The following is a 16364-nucleotide window of genomic DNA, read 5'->3' as shown; positions in this document are numbered from 1 at the left end:
CTGGCCGCAACGGCGTTGCCGTCCTCCACTGGCGTTTCGGCCCTTCGGGTGCCGGCCAGCGCTTGAAGCCCGGCTTTTGGACCGCCGTAGCAGGTCGCGATGGTCGCGACCCCAAGCGGAGGTTCCAACATGACAAGGCAGCAAACCAGCCAACGATCCGACATCCACGGCCGCATCACCGACACAATCATTGCCGCTCTCGAACAGGGTGTCCGTCCCTGGACCCAACCCTGGCATAGCGCTTATCCGTCCGATCCGGTCTCACGACCGCTGCGCTTCAATGGCGCACCCTATTCCGGGATCAACGTCATCCTCCTCTGGTCGGAGGCAATCACCCGCGGCTTCGCATCCTCGACCTGGATGACATTCCGCCAGGCGCTCGAACTTGGCGGCGCGGTTCGCAAGGGCGAGAGCGGAACGACCGTCGTCTTTGCCAGCTCGATCATCCGCACCGAAACGGCTGATGGCGGCGATGACGTCGAACGCTCCATCCCCTTCATGAAAGCCTACACCGTCTTCAATGCCGATCAAATCGATGGCCTCGATGCCCGGGTCCAACCAACAGCAAGCCTCTCGGACCCATTCGACCGCATCGGTGAGGCCGGTCGCTTCTTTGCCAACACCGGCGCCATGATCCGTCATGGCGGCACATCGGCCTATTATGCCGCGGCCCACGACTATATTCAGATGCCGCACTGCGACGCCTTCCGGGACGACGTCTGTTACTTTGCCATCCTTTCTCACGAATTGACGCACTGGACTTCGGCAAAGGGGCGGCTCGATCGCGATCTTAGCCGCTATGGGACGGATCGCAGTGAGCGCGCCCGGGAAGAACTGATTTCCGAACTCGGCAGCGCATTCCTGTGCGCCGATCTCGGGATTGTTCCGGAACTCGAACCGCGTCCCGATCATGCAAGCTACATCGACAGCTGGCTGACGGTGCTCAGCGGCGACAAGCGCGCGATCTTCCAGGCGGCCTCACAGGCGCAGCGTGCCGTCGATTACCTGCATCACCTGCAGCCACGCATCGCAGACGAGGGGGCGGCGTGAGCCGCCCTTTCACGCTTGATGATGCCGTATGGAAAGCAGGACCCCGCCAAACCGCGCGGGGTCTTCCCATTTACTTGTTCAGTGCGTCCTTCAGCGCCTTTGCCGGCTGGAAGCTCAGCTTTCTGGCAGCGGCCACCTTGATGGTTGCACCGGTGGATGGATTGCGGGCCTCGCGCTCCGGTGTTGTCTTCACCTTGAACTTGCCAAAGCCGGGCAGGGCCGTCTTTCTCCCAGGTGCGGCTACTGTCGAAGAAATCCGCGCCACTCTCCGCCACTTGCAACGATCTCCTCAACGCAGCTCGGCCGGAATGCGCCAAGAGCTACCAACCCAGTGGACCTTACATACGCCGCACGGGTGTCATTCCAAGCAGCTCAAGACACTTTCCGATGACCCTCTCGACCAGCTTGCATGTGGCAAGCCGTCCCGACGGATCCTCTGCCTTCAGCACCGGGCAATCCGTGTAGAAGCGGCTGAACGCATCTGCCACCTGATAGGCCCGATCGGCGATTTCGAATGACTCAAGCTGCCGCGCTGCCTCCGAAAGGGCATGGGGATACCAGAGGCATTCCATCAACACGGCACGCTCGGAGGGATGACTGATCGAGACCGTCTCCTCTGGAACAATGCCGGCCTCCGCAGCCTTGTCCAAGATCGAGCAGATCCGGGCGTAAGCGTATTGAAGATACGGCCCAGTCCGCCCCTCAAAAGAAATCATCCTGTCGATATCAAAAACGTAACCGGTCTTTCGCGGTGTGGAGAGGTCGGCGAACTTCAACGCGCCAAGACCTACAGCCGTGGCCGCTTGACTGTCGGCGACCTTTTCCGACGACTTGGCAAGTGCAAGATTAATCATGTCATCGAGCGAGGCTGCGGAACCGTCACGGGTCTTGAAGGGCTTGCCGTCATTGCCACGAACGGTACCGAAGGTCACATGCCGCAATTCGACGCCATCGGCATACCCTGCCGTCCGCGCCACCGAAAACACGCTGGCAATATGGAGCGCCTGCCGGTCGTCGGTGCAATAAACGATCTGCTGAGCGCCGATGTCACGCACCCGTTGCCGAAGCGTCGCGAGATCGGTGGTGCCGTAAAGCGCCGCTCCGTCTCTCTTCTGGAGAAGCAGAGGCGGCACATTGTCCGGAAGCCCGTCACCGGAGACGTCGATGACAAGGGCCCCATCGCTCTTCCGAGCCAGTCCGCGCGCAGTGAGATCGTCGAGCATGGGCGCGACCTCCGAATGCGCGTCGCTTTCGCCTTTGAACAAGTCGAAATGCGCGCCGAGCATCCCCACCGTGGCGGCGATCGATGCAAGTGAAATGGCCCGCATGCGCGCCCAGCTCTCTGCCAGAAGCGGATCTCCATCCTGCAGTTTCGTGGTCAGCATCCGCGCGTGCGCAAGCGAAGTCTCGTCCTCGCAGGCAGCATTGCCCGACTTGTAAAGAGCGCCCAGTTCCTCGACGGTCATGCCTTCAAATGCCGATGGACCGATGAAGGGTATGGGGTCTCCAGCCTTCCATCCCGCAGCCTGAGCTGCGCCCAGAAGAAGCTTGCCCATTTGCAGGCCCCAGTCGCCGAGGTGAATGTCGGACAGAACGTCGTGGCCGATCTCCACGAGGATGCGCCGCAGGCTTTCCCCGATGACGAAGGAGCGCAGATGGCCAACATGCAGTGCCTTGGCAACGTTGGGTCCGCCAAAGTCAATGACCGTCCGGATCGGCTCCGTCTTCTCTGCGGCAAGCGACGTATCGGCAAGCATGGTAGTCGCCTCCGCGGCGACAGCGGCGTCGGTCAGCCGGAAGTTGATGAACCCCGGACCCGCGACGGATACATCCTCGAAAAGAGCGCCCCGGGCAGCCTCTGCGACCTCAGCAGCAAGCAGGCGCGGGTTCTTGCGGCCGAATTTCGCAAGCCGCATCAAGTCGTTGCATTGGAGATCGCCGAACTCGGGTCTGGTCGACCGGACGATGGAGGGGGCGGCTTCGAGGCCGTTCAGTTCATATGCGGAAGCAAGTGCCGCGAGCGCGGCCGATTTTACGGACATGGATCATTTCCAGAAATTGCATGAATAAGTGAGCGCGGAAGCGTTGAGAGCTTCAGCGTCGCCGTTCTGCAATCTTCGGAGCCATGGTCATGTCGAGCCTTTAAGTTCGATCTTTTACTAGACCGTCCAACGACCGCTGGCAATCTTATGATCGAATAACTTCCGCAACTGCCAGGATTGCAGCGCCCCAACTGATGGCTGGCTGCGCGGTCAGTGTTTCGATAACCGCAATGGGTCAAACGCCGCGTCTAGCGCAGGGGCGGATAGGATACGGACGACTGTTGTTAGGAGATTATGCCGAACTCAATGAGCCATAAGACCCTAGTTCTGGAACGTGCTCGGATGAACTCGGCAGCGCATTCCCTGCACGGCTCTCGGGATCGTTCCGGAACTCGAACCGCGTCCCGATCATGCAAGCTACATCGACAGCTGGCTGACGGTGCTCAGCGGCGACAAGCGCGCGATCTTCACGGCGGCTTCACAGGCACAGCGAGCCGGAGATTATCTGCATCACCCGCAACCGCGGTTCGCAGGCGAGGGGCAGCGTGAGCCGCCCTTTCACGCCTGACGATGCCGCATCAAAGGCAGGACCCCGCCCAATCCGAGCGGGGTCTTCCCATTTACTTGTTCAGTGCATCCTTCAGCGCCTTTGCCGGCTGGAAGCTCAGCTTTCTGGCAGCGGCCACCTTGATGGTTGCACCGGTGGATGGATTGCGCGCCTCGCGCTCTGGTGTTGTCTTCACCTTGAACTTGCCAAAGCCCGGCAGGGACGTTTCGTTGCCGGCGACGGCTGCGCTGGTGATGGAGGCGATCACGGCTTCAACGATTGCCTTGCCCTGAACTTTGGTCAGGCCATGTTCGGCGGCGATCTTATCAGCGATTTCGTTCGTGGTTGTCATTGTTGTTTCCCCTTTCGTCAATTCGAGAATCCCTGCCATCCGCTTCTCGCGCTGTCATCGACGCACCGCAGTAAAAGATGGTTAAACGACTGATTTCCACAGCTTCTGATTAAAATTCGCCAGCGGTGACTGCTGGTCGGGTCGCGGTTTGGCCAGAATACCTTGGCAGGTTCGCGCAGGTTCTCGGGCGAGCACCCCAGTAATAGGCCAATCGCTTCCCTCTTGCTACCAACACCGTCTTCGACCGTGTCCCCACCGGCAACGCATGGATACTTCACCAATTTGTTGGGGAAATGATTTGGAGTGCCGTCGGCTCCGAAGCGGTATCGCGTGTGCGAACCTTCCAGAGACGATGTAGAAGTCGTCGCGCTTGAAGCGGTTCAGCGACGCAAGTCGGAGCTGTGCGGGCCAATACCACACAGCCCTCTCATACGACTAACAGCTCCCAACACCCCAGCTCAGATATGTCGTCGACATGTCACGGCGAGCTTGAACCCAAGACGTCCCACCCCGAGCGACAGGACAAAAGCGACCGGCCATGCGATAACGAAAGCGTTGGCCCATTCAGCAAGCCACGCCAGAATTGAGGTCGCGTGGATAAAGCCGAAGAAGCCGGTCATGAGGAATGCCATCATTCCTGATATAAATAATTGAGCGACAATAATTGTTTTCGTGTCGTGCATTGAAATCTCCACTTGATAAGGTGGAGCGCTCACGGCAGCACCACCTTGATTGAAGGTCGGTGCCGTGGGTTCGCATCAGCGACTTTCCCGAGAACGGGGGCCGGAATAACCACACCGGCCTGAAACTTTTCGACACTCGTTCCTGACCTCAGATGTGTCGGGTGTCAAGGCGGTTCAAAGACCCTCGAAGCGAAAACCGCATGTCGATCGAACCTCATCCACAGGGCAGGTATGCAATCTTTCTGGCGAGCCAACAGCCGACGGTGAGGCCCGATACGGTACCATCGGCGTCACGGTGGACCTGGACTGTCCAGTCGCCGGGTGGAGCGGCGTCCATCGATCGTCTGGTGGTGATGACCCAGACATCCACGGCGAGAGCATACATGCGCTCCACCGGGCCGGTTCCGAACATGCCTTCGAAGCTGGCATAAGCGGCGCCGCCGCGCGCTTCGATATCGAGGTGAGCTTCGAGTTCTTCCGACCAGTAGCGCCCAGCAATGCCTACGCCGTCGGCCCATTCGACAGGGGCCAGAGGACGGGCCGTCACCTCAAGGTTTTCACTCTCACGACGCATGACGAGCATCTCACCTTGTTTCTTCAGGGCGAGCGCGTGGCCGCGGGCGACACCGTCCGCGGAGACGGTAAGCCGCGCCGCGGAGGGGGCGTAGTGGAGCTTGATGCCAGCGGTGTCTTGAACGGTCCTAAGGATGAGACCCTGGTCATCGTCGAGCCACAACCCGTCCCAGCCTTCGGGGCGAACGGTTTCATTAGAAGCTTCGCGCCCGAGCGCAGCGTCGAGAATTGCGGTGGCAGCTGTAAACGAGCTTGCATCGTGGTTGAACATCACAACCACCGAAATCCGCTCCTCTGCTGCGTGAAGCCGAAACGAGCTGAAACCGCGCAGGCCGCCGCCGTGGCCAGTGATCCTGGCACCGCGCCAGGTATCGCGGCGCAGGCCAAAGCCGTAGCTTGCCGGCGTTCCGTTTCGGTAGGTCACTGGACCCGATATGCGGTTATAGAGGCTGTCAGGCTCGCCACGCGTCTCGTCGATATGGCATTCCCAGGCCAACAGGTCGTCGAGCGAGGCAACAATGCCGGCGTCGCCGAACCAGTAGACGCCGTTTTCCGCCGGAAGGAAGCCGACGTCGTCGTTACCCTCATAGCCGACCACCCCGTCGGGGGGGTAGCGGGTGTCTGGCGCGAGCTCGGCCGTCTTCATGCCGGCAGGTGCGAAAATCCTCTCCCGCAAAAGCTCGCCGAAGGAGCGGCCCGTGCCGTCCTCGATCATCTCGCCGAGGATGCGGAAATTGCCGTTGTTGTAGGAGTAGAGCTCGCCTGCCGGGAAGTGGCCGGTCTTCGAGCGCGCAAGCAGCGGGAGTGCGTGCTCGCGCGTAAACTCCGCCTCCGGCTTGGCACCCTGCAGAACCGTCAGCGCCCAGTAGTCGCGCAAGCCCGACTGGTTGTGGCAGAGTTCCGCAACGCTTGGCAGCCTGTCGCGATAGTGCGGAAGATATGTGCTGACCCTGTGGTCCAGCACTGCGGGATCGCCAAACTGATCGAGCAGCAGCGCGCAGGTGAACTGTTTGGAGAGCGAGCAGATCGGCATGCGCGTCTCGGCCGTCAACTGTACCTTCCGGTACATGTCGGCGAACCCCCAGGCGCGCCGGGCGATCACCTTTCCATCCTTCACCACCCCCGCAACGCCGCCGGGTCCCTTGTAGCGGACCGGCAGGAGGTTGAGCATTCGCTCTAGCGCGGTGGTGTCGATGCTGGTCATGACGCGTGCCTTGAATTGTCGCGATCTATCGAAGGGGAGGGGTAGAGCGCCCGAAACGGGCGCGTCTTTTCAGGATGGGTCGATGAAGGCTAAACCGCCATCGGCAAGATGTCAGCTCGCGGAAAAACGCAGATGCGTGGAGGGCTCAGCGGCGGCAAGGAAGGAAAGCAGATCCTCACGCGAGAGCGCTGCGCAGCCCGCGGTCGGAGAGTAGTTTGGCCGGGCGATGTGCAGAAAAACGGCACTGCCTGCCCCCGCCACCGGCGGGTCGTCATTATGCCCCAGGACGACGACGATGTCATAGACGTCGTCCTCCATCCACATCTCCTCGTGGCTCGCGGCGAAGGGTAGCTTGACCTGGCGGTTGTAGTCCGGGTGCGCGGGGTCGTCGCACCAGCCGTCGAGGCGGTCGATGGCGCGGCAGGGAAAAGGTGATACCGGCTTGCCGATCCGGTCGGCGCGGTAGAATAGCTGGCGGATCGGCCAGCGCCCGATCGGGCTCGCACCGTCACCTTCGACCTTTTCGTTGGCGGGACGCATGCCGCTGCGGCCAATGGCACAGCGCCAGCGCTTGTCTCCATAGGCGGCCTGCCAGCCGTCGCCGTTGCGCGATACGATCAGATCCAAATTCGAACACCTTTCTTGACGTGAAATCACTGGTCCAGTGGAAAATGGCATGCGACCGTGTGGCCGCCGCGGTCCGACAGCGCAGGCTCCTCGCTCCGGCAGATCGCCTGCGCAAAGGGACAGCGCGTATGGAAGCGGCATCCGGACGGCAGGTTCATCGGGCTCGGAATGTCGCCGGTGAGCAGCGGCCGTTCGCGGTTTCGCTGATGCGGATCGGGACGCGGAACCGCCGACATCAGGAACATCGTATAGGGATGGCGCGGCTTTGCGAAAATTTCCTCTGTCGTCCCGACTTCCACCATTCGCCCGAGGAACATCACCCCGACCCGATCGGCAAACTGGCGCACCACGCTCAGATCGTGGGTGATGAAGAGATAGGTTAGCTTCAGTTGCTCCTGGAGATCGCGCAAGAGGTTCAAGACCTGCGCCTGGATCGAGACATCGAGTGCCGAAACGGCCTCGTCGCAGACAACGAATTCGGGATTGTTGGCAAGCGCCCGTGCAATGCCTATGCGCTGCCGCTGCCCGCCGCTGAACTGGTGGGGATAGCGGCGCAGGAGCTGTCGGCGCAGCCCGACCATATCGAGCAGCTCGCCGCAGCGTTCTTCGATTTCGGCTCCGGTACCATATGCGTGTGCGCGCAAAGGCTCGGCCAAAATATCCTTGACGCGCTTGCGGGGATTTAGGGAGGCGAATGGATCCTGAAAGACGATCTGCAGCTTCTTGCGCATAGCCCGCATTGCGGCCTCGTCGAGCGCGTGCAAATCCTGACCGCGATAGTGCACGGCCCCTTCCGTGCGCTCGATCAGCCGTAGCATCACGCGGCCGAGCGTCGTCTTGCCGCAGCCCGACTCCCCCACAAGCGCGAAGGTTTCCCTTTCGCGGATCTCGAGATCAATGCCGTCCACGGCGCGGATCACCTTGCGCTGAGAGCGGAAGAAGCCCGTGCCGACAGGGTAGTGCTTGCTCAGCCCTGCGGTGGAAATCAGAACGTCGCTCACGCCTTTGCTCCCTCTTTGTCATGCAACCAGCAGCGCGCCTTGTGGCCATTGCCGAGATCCGTCAGTTCAGGCTGCTTCAGCTTGCAGATTGGCATCGCATCGCCGCAGCGGGGGTGGAAACGACAGCCCGCTGGAAGTTTCGCAAGATTCGGCACCACACCTGGAATGCTGTTCAGGCGTTCCGCCGTGCGTTTTTCCGTCGCTTTCGGGATCGAAGCGAGCAGGCCGCGCGTATAGGGATGCGACGGCCGGTCGAAGAGGTCGAAGACATTGGCCTGTTCGACGATCTGGCCGGCATACATCACGTTCACCTCGTCGCACATCTCGGCGATGATGCCGAGATCGTGGGTGATCATGATGATTGCAGTGCCGGCTCGGTCGCGCAGTGCCATCATCAGCCTGAGGATCTGCGCCTGCGTGGTTACGTCGAGCGCCGTCGTCGGCTCGTCGGCGATCAGGAGCTTCGGTTCGCAGATCAGCCCCATGGCGATCATCGCCCTCTGGCGCAACCCCCCCGAAAGTTGATGCGGATAAACGTCGAGGCGTGCCTTTGGCTCTGGAATGCCCACCGTCTCGAACATCTGCAGCACCTTTTCACGGATGGCGCGCTTGTTGAGGCCGGTGTGAATGGCAAGGGGCTCGCCAACCTGCTGAACCATGGTCTTCACCGGATTCAGCGAGGTCATTGGCTCCTGAAATACCATTGAAACCTCGCGACCGCGCTTGCGCCGCATCTCGTCGCCGTTCAGCCGCGCCAGATCGGTCCCGTCAAGGATGATGCTATCGGCACTCACCGTTCCCGGCGGCGAAGGCACCAATCCCATCAGCGACAGCGCCGTGATGCTCTTGCCGGAGCCGGATTCCCCGACCAGACCGACGATCCGCCCGCGCCCGACGTCGAACGACACACCGTCAACAACCCGGACGGGGCCGTTCTGCGTCTTGAATTCCGTGCGCAGGTTGCGCACGCTGAGCAATTTGTCTCGGTTTGTCATCGTCGCGCCCCTCAGTCCTTCATGTAGGGATCGAGCGCGTCACGCAGGCCGTCGCCGACAAAATTGAACGCCAGCACCGTGATCAGGATCGCAACGCCGGGCATGATCGCAACCAGGGGTGCGGAGAAGAGATACTCCTTGCCCTTGGCCACCAGGAGACCCCAGCTGGCTTCGGGAGGCTGGACGCCGACGCCGAGGAAGCTGAGGCTCGATTCCCACATGATCGCGTCGGGAATGCTGAGCGAAAAGAGAACAATCAGTGTCGGAACGACGTTGGGGAAGATGTGGCCGACCATGATCGCCACCTTCTTCGTACCGTTCGCGCGCGCCGCCTCGATGAACTCCTTCTCCTTGACGGCGAGTGTCTGTGCGCGCACCACGCGGGCCACTCCGGCCCAGCCAACGAGGCTGAGCGCGATGAAGATGTTAAAGAGGTTCGCCCCAAGCGTGTACATGACCACCATCGCCAGCAGGAGCGACGGGAAGGCGATCATCATATCGGCCAGCCGCATGATCATGAAGTCGACCCGACCGCCGTAGTAGCCGCTGACAACACCAAGGACTGCTCCAATCATCAGGGAGATGAAGCTCGGCACGATACCGACGACCAGAGATATCCGGGCGCCATAAAGAATGCGGGTCAGGAGATCCCGGCCGAAGTTGTCCGTACCGAGCCAATAGGTGGTGGACGGCGGGCGGAACTGCTCGTTCAGCGCCACGCGGTAGGGATCATGCGGACTGATGAAGGAAACGAACAGCGCCACGAAGACAAGACACCCGACCATGATCAGACCGGCCATCGCCATTCGGTTCCTGCAAAAGATCCTGATGCCGTCGCGCAGGAAACTGTCGTTGCCCGCATCATCCGCAACGTCCGGGATTGTTTCGGCGATCTCAGTCATTTCGAACCTCCCTTCATTTCGGAGCGAATGCGGGGGTCGAGAACCGAATAGAGGATATCGGCAACGAGATTGCCGAAGATGACGAGGACGGTGGCGAATAGCACCGAGCCCTGCAGAAGCGGCATGTCGCGCGCCTGGATGGCGCTGACCGAAATGCGGCCTACTCCGGGGATGCCGAAGATCGCTTCGGTGATGACTGCGCCCGACAGCAGCCCCGCGACCTGGATCGCCATGATGGTCACGACGGGGATAAGCGCGTTCTTCAGCGCATGCCGGCGGATCACCATCAATTCGCGAAGGCCCTTGGCGCGAGCCGTGCGGATATAATCGTGGCGCATTACCTCAAGCAGGCTGGAGCGGGTGAGGCGGGCGATGACGCCGGCCGAACTCCATCCGAGCACGATCGCTGGCATGATCACATACTGGTATCCATAAAAACCGGACACAGGCAGCCATTTCAGCTTCAGAGCGAAGACATATTGCATCAACAGGGCCGACCAGAAGATCGGCATCGAAACCCCAAGAAGCGAGAAGCCCATGAACAGGTGGTCGAGCAGCGAATCCCGCCTGACCGCCGACAGCACGCCCACCGGAATGCCGATCACCCAGGACACGAGTGCCGCACAGATCGTCAAGATGAGCGTGCTCGGGAATGCATTGAGGATGAGCGTCGTCACGTCGCGATTGAGCTTGATCGACACGCCGAGATCGCCTTGAAGGGCGGCGAAGAGGAACCTGAAGTATCGCGTGATCAGCGGATCGTCGAGGTGCATCTGGGCGCGCACGCGGTTGATGACGTCGGCGCTGGCATGCTCCTTCATCAGAAGCGCAATGGGATCACCGGGTATCACGTTGAGCATGATGAAGAGCAGCGCCGTGATGCCGATCAGAACTGGGATCGACATCGCGATGCGCTTTATCACGAAGGTCAGCATCGAAAGTGGTCTTTCATCGAATCTCGCCGGAACAAGGATCGCGGGCAAATGGATCCTGCGAAACCGCAGGGAAAACAAGAGGATGGCAGGCCCCTTTCGAGGCCCGCCACGCAGGTTAAGTCCTATTCGACTTCCATCTTGTAGTAGCTCATGTCGCTCCAGCCGTTCCACGGCACCACGAAGTTCTTCACCCGGGGCTGAACGACATAGTTGTGGTCAAGGCTGAATAGCGGCACCCAGGCTGCATCGTCCTGCACGATCCGATCCGTCATCTTCTGGTACAGCGCACAGCGTTCCTCGGGGTTGGTCATCGAGCGCGCCTTGTCGAGCGCCGCAAAGACCTGCTCGTCGTTGTTGTTGTAACCGCGAACCGACGTGCCGCTCTTGCTGAAGAACGTATAGAAGAAATTGTCCGGATCATTAAAGTCCGCCGACCAGTTTTGCGTGTAGTTGTCGACAGTCCCCGCCTTGCGGGCCGCAAAATATGCGGATTCGTCCATCGTGTTGATCTCGGCGTTGAAGCCAGCTTCCTTGATCTGGGCCTGGATAATCTGGTTCATATCGGACCAACGCGAGGACCAATTGCTGGCCTGGGTCAGCTTGATGTCTACGCCGTTGGGGTAGCCAGCCTCTGCCAGCAGCGCCTTGGCCTTCTGCGGGTTGTACTCGATCGGCTTGGCCTCGGCATAGCAGGTCAGTCCACGCGGCATGACGCCGTTTTCCAACTTGCCCTTGCCATAGAAATTCTTGTCGAGAATTTCCTGGCGGTTGATGGCCATCTGGAACGCCTTGCGGACGCGCACGTCGTCGAAGGGCTTCAGCGCCTGATTGATGTGGTAGTAATAGATGCCGACGCGTGGACCGGATCGAATCTGGTCCTTCCATTGGTCACTGCCGGCGAAATAGGGCAGCTGCGACGATGCGTAGTCGATATCGAACACATCCAGCTCGCCCGACTCGAAGAGAAGTCGCAGTGTTTCGGCATCGGCGACCACGCGGATGACGATCTGGTCGAGCTTCGGGCGACCCTTGAAATACTTGTCGTTGGCCTCAAGGACCTGACTGTCGTTGAGGGTGTATTCCGTCAGTTTGAACGGCCCGGTTCCGTTGGTCGTTTCCGGCGTAAGGCCGTACTTGTCGCCGAGCGGCTCGGTGAATTTGCGATTGTAGATCGACGCACCGGGGCTCGCCAGCAGGGCGATGAAGGCCGCGTAAGGCTCCTTCAGGACGATCTTGACAGTGTATTTGTCCACCGCCTGCAGACCGGGGACCGTGGTGGCGGATCCATCCAGGCGCTCGGTGGCACCATCGACGAAATTGAGAATATCGGTGCTCAGCGCCTTGGTCTTGGGGTCGAGCATGCGGTCGAAGGTGTAGACGACGTCATCCGCAGTCAGCTCCTCGCCGTTATGAAACAGAACGCCTTTGCGCAGGTGGAATATGTAGGTCTTGCCGTCCTGCGAAACTTCCCAGCTCTCGGCAAGCCCGGGGGTGAGCTGCGACTGGCCCGGCCCGCTCGTTTCGGCCTCGACGAGCCGGTCGTAAACGTTGAGCGGCAGTGTGTAGAAATCCTGCGTCATCTGGACGTCGACGGTCTTCGGATCCTCCTGATAGGCGATCTTCAAGACATGGTCGGCCGCAAGACTGGTCGAAGCCATCGCAAGCGTAATGAGGCCCGTCGCCATCATAAACTTGGCTTTGTTCAGCATTTTAAATTCCCTCTTTTTCTTGTTTCCCCATCCGGGGCAGCGCTTGTCGCTTCCCCGTGCTGTCCGGTTCCCGGTCCAATTATTGTTCAGCGTCTGCCAATTCCCTCCCCGGTGCCTTTTGTGCCCCCGTGCAAAACAGGTTCGGCCATCACTCTTCCGCCCGGTGCAGGACGCTCCCAGGCTCCCCCATGCTCAAGTTGTAGCATTTCTTGAATGCCCTGCCTGCGCCGGATTGTCCTGAACCGATCGCCGTCCACAAGTACCTCGGCAAGAAGGTCGCGTGAGTTGTAGGTCGATGCCATCGACGCGCCATAGGCGCCGGCGAGATCGAAAGCCAAAAGCTCACCGGCCCGCAGTTCACCGAGCCCATCGTAGCGTCCAAATTTGTCGGAGCTTTCGCAAATCGGGCCCACGAGACTATAGGTGCACGCTGCATCGTTGAGTTGCGGTTCCTGAAGGGGAAGAACGGGATGGTGGGCGTCGTAGAGCGCCGTGCGCATAAGGTCGTTCATTCCCGCGTCGAGAATGCCCATGCATCCGTCCTGCATGTCCTTGAGGTAAAGCAACTCGCTCACAGCAACCCCGCCCGCCCGACGAGCCAGCGGCCCGGCTCGACGGCAAGTTTGCAGCCGAGATGGCCAACTGTCTCGGCGATGATCGCGGCATAGCGCCCAATGTCCGGGCCTGGTTTATCGCCGGAGGCAATCCCAATGCCGCCGCCGAGGTCGAGGCGCGGCACGGACAATCCTCTGCCGCGCATCTCCGTTACCAGCTCGGCCATTGCCGAAAAGGCGCGCCGGAACGGCTCCATGTCATATATTTGCGATCCGATGTGAACGGCGACGCCAACCGCTTCCAATTCAGGCACCGCAGCAACCTGGGCGTAGAGATCAGGCACCTGGCCGATCGCGATTCCAAACTTGCTGTCCTTCGTCGCGGTGGTGATTTTCGCGTGCGTCTTGGCATCGACGTCGGGATTGACACGAAATGCGACCGGCGCGCGCTTGCCGAGCGCTCGGGCGACCTCGGCGACCACGCTGATCTCGGCCGCTGACTCGACATTGATCTGGTGAATGCCGACCTGAATTGCGCGGGCGATCTCCGCGCGGGTCTTTCCGACGCCGGAGAAGATGATCCTTGACGCAGGTACATCCGCTGCCAGTGCACGCTCCAGCTCTCCTCCGGAAACGATGTCCATCCCGCATCCGAGTTCTGCAAGCAGGCGAAGGACGGCGATGTTGCTATTGGCCTTGACGGCGTAGCAGATCGCGACGTCGATGGGGGTGAGTGCTCGCGAAAGTGTCATGTAGGCCGATCGGATAGCGCCGGCGGAGTAGCAGTAAAAAGGCGTTGGAATGGCGGCGGCAACCGCGCCCAGCCGCACATCCTCGATATGCAGAGCGCCTGCTCGATAGGCGAGCCAGCGCCGGTCGTCATCCTGCCAGGTCTCTTCTTCGACGTATTTTTTCATCGCCTGTCACGCATGTTTGGGTTCCGGCAGCGATAGTTTCAGACCCTGAATCCTGAGGGAAATAATTGATAGGGCGCTCTTATTCATTTCTGATATATGAGAGGCTTCACCCGCGCTCTCGTCAGGAGGGGAAAGGCACCGAAGCGAAAGGCTCAGACCGATGAGGCTCAACCAACGCCAGATTGAGGTCTTCAACAGCATCATGATCAGCAAAAGCGTGACCGCGGCCGCCGCGGCACTGGGAACGTCACAGCCGACCATCAGCCGAGAGCTCAGAGAAATGGAGCAGCGAATCGGCTTCGATCTTTTCGTGCGCTTCGGCAAGCGTTTGACACCCACGAACCAGGCACTTTTGTTACATGAAGTCGTTCGCCGGTCCTTCCTCGGCATGGAAGAAATTAGCCGTGCTGCGTCGGCGATCCGCGTGCACAACGCTTCCAACCTAAGGATCGCAACGATCCCGGCATATGCGGATTCCATCATCCCGCGCGTGGCGCAAAAACTTCTGAAGCATCGCCCGGCGGTTCATCTCTCCCTGCATTCGTTGGAGGAGGTTTCGCTGCAGCATGAAATGGCAACGACGGTCTTCGACATGGGGGTGACCGAAGGCCGGTTCGAATATCCTGGCGTAGCCTCTCAGCGGATCGACGTTGGCGATCAAGTATGCGTCGTGCCGATCGGCCACAGGCTTTCGCAAAAGAGCCTCCTCGAACCCGCAGATTTCGACGGCGTGCCATTTGTCTATTTTTCGCAGGACGATCCCTATCGAAGAAAACTTGACGACATGTTCCTGGCTGCAGGCATTTCGCGCAGTTATGCTGTCGAGACGACGACGGCCACCAGCGTATGTTCGATGGTTGCCGCCGGTGTAGGTGTGTCAATCATCAATCCGCTGACTGCTGCAACCCATGTCGACAAGGGCGTGGTATTGCGCAGGCTAAGCGTCAGCGTCCCGTACACGCTTGCCGTATGGCGCCCGGTTCGAAGGACGCGATCGACGGTCATTGAGAGGTTCCTCTCGGTCCTGACCGAGGCTGCCAACGAGATGCGGGCAACTTTGCACTCCGCGCTGGATAGAAAGTAAGGCAGACCACGCCGCGGGCTTGAACGCCCAGCTTCTTGGCTGCAAGGCACGCGCATACCGTAGGTCGCGCCATGACCTAACGCAGGAAGCGTCTGAAACGACGCAGCGCCAGCCAGAAAAACGCACTCGCGATGACAAGAAGCGCCAGAAGCTGTGGCCAGACCACGTCGAGCTGTGCTCCTCGGAACAGGACCGCCTGCGCCAGAATGACAAAGTGCGTGTTCGGTGCCAGGAGCATGGTATTCTGTATAATATCAGGCATGCTCTCGCGCGGCGTCATGGCGCCTGACAGTACCTGAAGCGGCAGCAGCACGAGGATCAGGAGCAAGCCGAACTGCGGCATCGATCCGGCAACTGTCGCCAGGAAAATCCCCATCGATGTCGTGGCGAAGAGAAACAATGCCGTGCCGAGAAGGAAGATCGTCAGCGACCCCTCGATCGGAACCCCCAGAAGCCCCTTGACGACGACAAAGAGGGAAAAGCTCGTCGCCAGTAGGACGACCAGCCCCATTGACCAGATCTTGCTTACCATGATTTCGATCGGCGTGACGGGCATGACCAACAAGTGTTCGATGGTGCCATGTTCCCGCTCCCGAATAAGGGCAGCCCCTGTCAGGATGATCGACAACATCGTGATCGACGTAATGATGTTGTTGATCGATCCGAACCAGGACTTGTTCAGCGACGGATTGAAGCGGTTCCGCAGCGTCAGGTCCACCGAGACATTGTTCGCACCGCGGTAGCGATCCATGAATTCATTGACCTCGCTCGTGACAATGCTCTGAATGTAGCCGCTGCCGGTGAAAGCCTGACTCATTCGGGTTGCATCGACGTTGAGCTGGATCGTTGGTTGCCGTCCGGCAAGTACGTCACGCTGGAAATTTGGTGGAATGTTGAGGGCAAACGTGTCCACCCCTGCGTCCATCCGCTGGTCCATCTCTGCAATCGAGATCAGCTTTGGCGGCACGAAATATGGTGGGGTGAAAGCGGTGGTAATGCGCCCCGAGAGTGGCGACTGGTCTTCATCGACGATGGCGATCGCGGCGTTGTTGAGTGTTTCCGGAAGCGCGCTGGAGCCTGTGTATATTTGCAGGCTGAAGGCATACACGATCAGCAACATCAGCATTGGGTCGCGTGCAAGCCCTCTCAGTTCCTTGATGCCAAGCTGGACGATGTTGGACCAACCCAT

15 protein-coding genes and 2 pseudogenes are annotated in these 16364 nt (G+C 60.1%); 3 read left to right on the top strand and 14 right to left on the bottom strand.

Going from position 1 to position 16364, the window contains the following annotated elements; translation table 11 throughout:
• Positions 1 to 129: 129 nt before the first annotated feature.
• Positions 130 to 1050, top strand: a complete 921-nt coding sequence (locus tag AS026_RS28425; RefSeq protein WP_062373694.1) for an ArdC family protein — start codon at positions 130 to 132, stop codon at positions 1048 to 1050.
• A 70-nt stretch (positions 1051 to 1120) separates the two neighbouring features.
• Here AS026_RS28425 and AS026_RS28420 read toward each other — a convergent pair.
• A pseudogene (locus tag AS026_RS28420) lies at positions 1121 to 1276 on the bottom strand (HU family DNA-binding protein); the annotation flags it as partial.
• Between the two features lie 112 nt (positions 1277 to 1388).
• Entirely contained in the window at positions 1389 to 3092 is a 1704-nt protein-coding gene (gene argS / locus AS026_RS28415; RefSeq protein ID WP_062373692.1) for an arginine--tRNA ligase, read from the bottom strand.
• A 344-nt stretch (positions 3093 to 3436) separates the two neighbouring features.
• Here argS and AS026_RS40645 point away from each other — a divergent pair.
• Positions 3437 to 3660: pseudogene (locus AS026_RS40645) on the top strand (zincin-like metallopeptidase domain-containing protein); the annotation flags it as partial.
• Positions 3661 to 3712: 52 nt separating this feature from the next.
• On the opposite strand, the gene AS026_RS28410 reads toward AS026_RS40645, so the two are convergent.
• The 11 genes from AS026_RS28410 to AS026_RS43745 form a co-directional block, all read right to left on the bottom strand.
• A complete protein-coding gene (locus tag AS026_RS28410; protein WP_018860244.1) occupies positions 3713 to 3991 on the bottom strand; it encodes an HU family DNA-binding protein in 279 nt (92 codons plus the stop codon).
• Between the two features lie 458 nt (positions 3992 to 4449).
• Positions 4450 to 4707 carry a DUF2798 domain-containing protein gene (locus AS026_RS28405; protein ID WP_245307670.1) on the bottom strand — a complete coding sequence of 86 codons (258 nt, stop codon included), beginning with the start codon at positions 4705 to 4707 and terminating at the stop codon, positions 4450 to 4452.
• 181 nt (positions 4708 to 4888) lie between these two features.
• Positions 4889 to 6451, bottom strand: a complete 1563-nt coding sequence (locus AS026_RS28400; protein ID WP_062373685.1) for a D-aminopeptidase — start codon at positions 6449 to 6451, stop codon at positions 4889 to 4891.
• Positions 6452 to 6562: 111 nt separating this feature from the next.
• Positions 6563 to 7078 (bottom strand): L,D-transpeptidase family protein, encoded by a 516-nt coding sequence (locus AS026_RS28395; RefSeq protein WP_062373682.1) that lies wholly within the window; start codon positions 7076 to 7078, stop codon positions 6563 to 6565.
• Positions 7079 to 7104: 26 nt separating this feature from the next.
• Complete coding sequence (locus tag AS026_RS28390; protein ID WP_062373679.1) at positions 7105 to 8079, bottom strand: ABC transporter ATP-binding protein; 975 nt, start codon at positions 8077 to 8079, stop codon at positions 7105 to 7107.
• Complete coding sequence (locus AS026_RS28385; RefSeq protein ID WP_062373675.1) at positions 8076 to 9074, bottom strand: ABC transporter ATP-binding protein; 999 nt, start codon at positions 9072 to 9074, stop codon at positions 8076 to 8078. Before AS026_RS28385 ends, AS026_RS28390 begins: the two co-directional genes overlap by 4 nt.
• 11 nt (positions 9075 to 9085) lie before the next feature.
• Complete coding sequence (locus AS026_RS28380) at positions 9086 to 9976, bottom strand: ABC transporter permease (protein ID WP_062373671.1); 891 nt, start codon at positions 9974 to 9976, stop codon at positions 9086 to 9088.
• Positions 9973 to 10911, bottom strand: a complete 939-nt coding sequence (locus AS026_RS28375; protein ID WP_018860236.1) for an ABC transporter permease — start codon at positions 10909 to 10911, stop codon at positions 9973 to 9975. The genes AS026_RS28380 and AS026_RS28375 overlap by 4 nt, the downstream gene beginning before the upstream one ends.
• A gap of 122 nt (positions 10912 to 11033) precedes the next feature.
• The gene (locus AS026_RS28370; RefSeq protein WP_062373667.1) at positions 11034 to 12620 is read right to left on the bottom strand and encodes an ABC transporter substrate-binding protein; all 1587 of its coding nucleotides are present in this window, start codon (positions 12618 to 12620) and stop codon (positions 11034 to 11036) included.
• Between the two features lie 86 nt (positions 12621 to 12706).
• Entirely contained in the window at positions 12707 to 13195 is a 489-nt protein-coding gene (locus tag AS026_RS43750; RefSeq protein ID WP_063805954.1) for a type III PLP-dependent enzyme domain-containing protein, read from the bottom strand.
• The gene (locus AS026_RS43745; protein WP_063805953.1) at positions 13192 to 14091 is read right to left on the bottom strand and encodes a diaminopimelate decarboxylase family protein; all 900 of its coding nucleotides are present in this window, start codon (positions 14089 to 14091) and stop codon (positions 13192 to 13194) included. The genes AS026_RS43750 and AS026_RS43745 overlap by 4 nt, the downstream gene beginning before the upstream one ends.
• A gap of 160 nt (positions 14092 to 14251) precedes the next feature.
• Here AS026_RS43745 and AS026_RS28360 point away from each other — a divergent pair, with 160 nt between their 5' ends.
• The gene (locus AS026_RS28360) at positions 14252 to 15175 is read left to right on the top strand and encodes a LysR family transcriptional regulator (protein WP_062373664.1); all 924 of its coding nucleotides are present in this window, start codon (positions 14252 to 14254) and stop codon (positions 15173 to 15175) included.
• Positions 15176 to 15251: 76 nt separating this feature from the next.
• On the opposite strand, the gene AS026_RS28355 is transcribed toward AS026_RS28360, so the two are convergent.
• Positions 15252 to 16364, bottom strand: a complete 1113-nt coding sequence (locus tag AS026_RS28355) for an ABC transporter permease (RefSeq protein WP_062373661.1) — start codon at positions 16362 to 16364, stop codon at positions 15252 to 15254.

Origin of the sequence: Rhizobium altiplani, assembly GCF_001542405.1 — a bacterium.
Lineage (GTDB): Bacteria > Pseudomonadota > Alphaproteobacteria > Rhizobiales > Rhizobiaceae > Rhizobium > Rhizobium altiplani.
This window is presented reverse-complemented; position numbering and strand designations above follow the sequence as displayed.